Origin of the sequence: Methanobrevibacter sp. (assembly GCF_045541095.1) — an archaeon.
Taxonomy (GTDB): Archaea; Methanobacteriota; Methanobacteria; order Methanobacteriales; family Methanobacteriaceae; genus Methanocatella.
In genome coordinates this window covers 1-3,310 of sequence record NZ_JAZQIJ010000020.1, presented here as the reverse complement: position 1 = coordinate 3,310, position 3,310 = coordinate 1, and the positions used below count along the sequence as shown (strand labels likewise).

Sequence of the window (3,310 nt, the reverse complement as noted above, 5' to 3'; positions counted from 1 at the left end):
ATTATGAGAGATTGGAGTTTCTGGGTGATTCAGTTTTAAGTTTAATAATATCAGAATACCTTTTCAAAAAATACCCCCAATATGAAGAAGGAAAACTGACCAAACTCAGGGCAAATTACGTATGCCAGAATGCATTGATCTATTATTCGGATGAACTGGGTTTGGAAAAATATCTTAAGATAGATTCCACTGATTCAATATTGACTAAAAATGAAATAATTTCAATCACTGCAGACATATTTGAATCGTTTTTGGGTGCAATATTTTTGGACCAGGGTATTGAATTTGCAAAGGATTTCATCAGAAGGTATATTTTCCAATATATTGACGATAAGAAAATCTTTTTTACAGATTACAAATCTGCAATAAAGGAATATGGGGATGCACAGGAAATAGAAATATCCTACAAGGTATTAAGTGAATATGGCGTTCCCCATGATAAGGTTTTCAACATATCCATTCTTCTTGACGGTAAGGAAATGGGTGTAGGAACCGGAAAGAATAAAAAGGAAGCCGAACAAGCGGCTGCAAAAGAAGCTATGGAAAAATTGAATATTGGTGTTTTAGATGAATGAAGAATCTGTCGGTATTGTTGAGACAAAATATTTGGATATTGATGATCCAATTGAATTGGATAGCGGTAGGGTTCTCAGCAATGTTACTGTTGCATATGAAACCTATGGAGAGCTCAATAAGGAAAAATCCAATGCTATCTTAATTTGCCATGCATTGACAGGAGATGCCCATGCCGCAGGTTGGCATGAAGGCGATAGAAAGCCTGGATGGTGGGAAATAGTAATAGGTCCCGGAAAAGCTATTGACACTGAAAAATATTTCATAATATGTTCAAATGTCCTTGGAGGATGTAAAGGAACCACAGGCCCGAGTTCAATCAACCCCGAAACCGGAAAAGAGTATGGTATTGACTTTCCGGTAATTACGATTAAGGATATGGTAACAGTCCAGAAGAAATTAATTGATTCATTAGGAATCGATCAGATGTATGCAATTATTGGAGGGTCCATGGGCGGAATGCAAGTTCTCCAATGGCTTGTTTCATACCCTGAAATGACAAGAAAGGCAATTCCTATGGCTACCGCTGCAATGTCTTCACCGCAGCAGATAGCATTCAATGAAGTTGGCCGCCAGTCCATATTTTCAGATCCTAACTGGAATGAAGGAAATTACTATGAAACAGGCAAAAAGCCTGAAAACGGACTTTCCATAGCCCGTATGATTGCACACATAACCTATTTGAGCGACGAGTCCATGTACATCAAGTTCGGCCGTGAACTTCAGGACAAGGACAAGATAAGCTATGACTTTACAATAGATTTCCAGGTTGAAAGCTACCTGAAACATCAGGGGGAAACCTTTGTAAAGCGTTTTGATGCTAACAGTTATTTATTCATTACAAAAGCGGTTGACCTGTTCGATTTGTCAGTAAACAATTCATTGATTGACGGATTGAAGGATGTGTCTGCAAAAATTGAAGTCATATCAGTAGATTCCGACTGGTTATATCCTACAGAACAGAGTACTGAAATCGTAACTGCCCTTAATGCCAATGATGTGGAGGTCTCTTATTCTGAAATAAAATCCAACTACGGTCATGATGCATTTCTGCTTGAAAAGGGTCAGCTGAATTTCATAATATCAAAATTCCTTTCCAACAATGTCGTAAAAGACGTTATGAAGGATGTTGTAGTTACAATCAAGGATGATGCCACCGTTCAGGATGCTGCGAAAATAATGCTTGAAAAACAGGTAACACACATTCCGGTCGTTACTGATGATTTGAAACTGATAGGTATCGTCACAAGCTGGGATTTGTCAAAATCCATTGCACTTAATACCAATTACTTAAAAGACATCATGACCACAACCGTCAAGTTCTGTCAGGCGGACGAGTCCATTGAGGATGTGGCTCGCATGATGAACAAGCACGACATATCTTCACTTCCTGTTGTTGATGGGGACATGAAGGTATTGGGAATCATTACAACAGACCAAATCAGTCATTTACTCAGTTAAATAACTGATTTACTTTTTTTATTATTTTTTAGGGGACACTATTATTTCTCGAAAGGCTAAATTTATCGATGGAGTTAAAAAGGGTATTCCAATTACATTCGGATATGTTCCGATGGGAATTGGCTATGCTGCTATTGCGATGAAGGCAGGGTTCACTTCCCTTCAAACGATTTCAATGTCATTTCTGGTTTATGCAGGAGCGGGCCAGATTATAGCTGCTTCAATGGCTCTCTCATCAGCCAGCGTAATGGCAATTATCCTTACGAATTTTGTTGTCAATTTAAGGTATTTTGTAATGTCAACATGTGTTTTAAACAAGATTGAAGACGGTAATTTGCCTTTGAGAATATTTTCAGCACATCTTACAGTTGACGAATCATTTGCAATGTTTTCATTAAGTTCGGATTCTTCAATATGGACATATCTTGGAATATCTCTAACTTCCTGGCTGAGCTGGTGTCTGGGAGCTGCAATCGGTGTCGTTACATTGAACTTGCTTCCTGTAATTGTAACAAACAGTTTTAACATTTCATTATATGCATTGTTTGTAGCTATTCTGGTGCCTTCCATCAAGGAATCAAAGCAGATTGCACTTCTTGTTTTAATTACTGCTGTATGCAATATTGTCTTAAGCCAGTTTCTGGGAAACTGGTCTTTGATTGTATCAACACTTGTTGGAGCTGCTGTCGGAATGTATATTGTCGATGATGAATATCTGCTTAGGGGTGATGCCTGATGGATTATATCAGTTTGATAATTCTTGGATGCGCCATTGTAACTTTTATTCCAAGGCTTATTCCAGCACTGTTTATCAACAGGCTCAATTTCCCGCCAAAGGCTGAAAAGTTCCTGAATCTGATTCCATATACTGCCCTTGCAGCTCTGATATGTCCTGGCGTTTTGACTGTTGACAATCAGCTGTGGTATATAGGTCTGATCGGTGCGGTTGTAGCGGCAGGCCTTGCATGGAAAAAGGTTCCTTTGGGAGCTATTGTAATTCTGACAGTAGTTGTATTGATTACTGTTTATTCTATTGTTCCGTTTTTCTAAAATTAGTTTTTTTTAGTTCCAAGCAGTGAATTTAGAGGAAAAAAGGGTTGATAATTTAATAAGTATGATTCTGCTTGGAACTGTGTGATGTAACAAAAACTGTTAATGTAATGTTACATAAGTTAAAGATGAATTACATAGTATATAAATGTTTCGTTTTTTATTTTTTATATAAATCTTGATTTTAATTAAATATTTTTCTTATATTCGAGCCAGTATATATCTT

Annotated in this window: 4 protein-coding genes; all 4 read left to right on the top strand. The window is 37.4% G+C overall.

What is annotated here, in order from left to right:
* The coding region (gene rnc / locus ACKI2P_RS00905) for a ribonuclease III (protein ID WP_407374345.1) at nucleotides 1–575 on the top strand (575 nt) is incomplete at its 5' end.
* Nucleotides 568–2,034 (top strand): homoserine O-acetyltransferase, encoded by a 1,467-nt coding sequence (locus tag ACKI2P_RS00900; RefSeq protein ID WP_407374343.1) that lies wholly within the window; start codon nucleotides 568–570, stop codon nucleotides 2,032–2,034. The genes rnc and ACKI2P_RS00900, both read left to right, overlap by 8 nt.
* 4 nt (nucleotides 2,035–2,038) lie before the next feature.
* The gene (locus ACKI2P_RS00895) at nucleotides 2,039–2,770 is read left to right on the top strand and encodes an AzlC family ABC transporter permease (RefSeq protein WP_407374347.1); all 732 of its coding nucleotides are present in this window, start codon (nucleotides 2,039–2,041) and stop codon (nucleotides 2,768–2,770) included.
* A complete protein-coding gene (locus ACKI2P_RS00890; protein WP_407374341.1) occupies nucleotides 2,770–3,084 on the top strand; it encodes an AzlD domain-containing protein in 315 nt (104 codons plus the stop codon). Before ACKI2P_RS00895 ends, ACKI2P_RS00890 begins: the two co-directional genes overlap by 1 nt.
* Nucleotides 3,085–3,310: the final 226 nt, after the last annotated feature.

Excerpts from the sequence above, each read along its gene's own strand:
- ACKI2P_RS00890 (WP_407374341.1), top strand. The coding sequence starts at position 2,770 with ATGGATTATATCAGTTTGATAATTCTTGGATGCGCCATTGTAACTTTT.
- ACKI2P_RS00900 (WP_407374343.1), top strand. The coding sequence starts at position 568 with ATGAATGAAGAATCTGTCGGTATTGTTGAGACAAAATATTTGGATATT.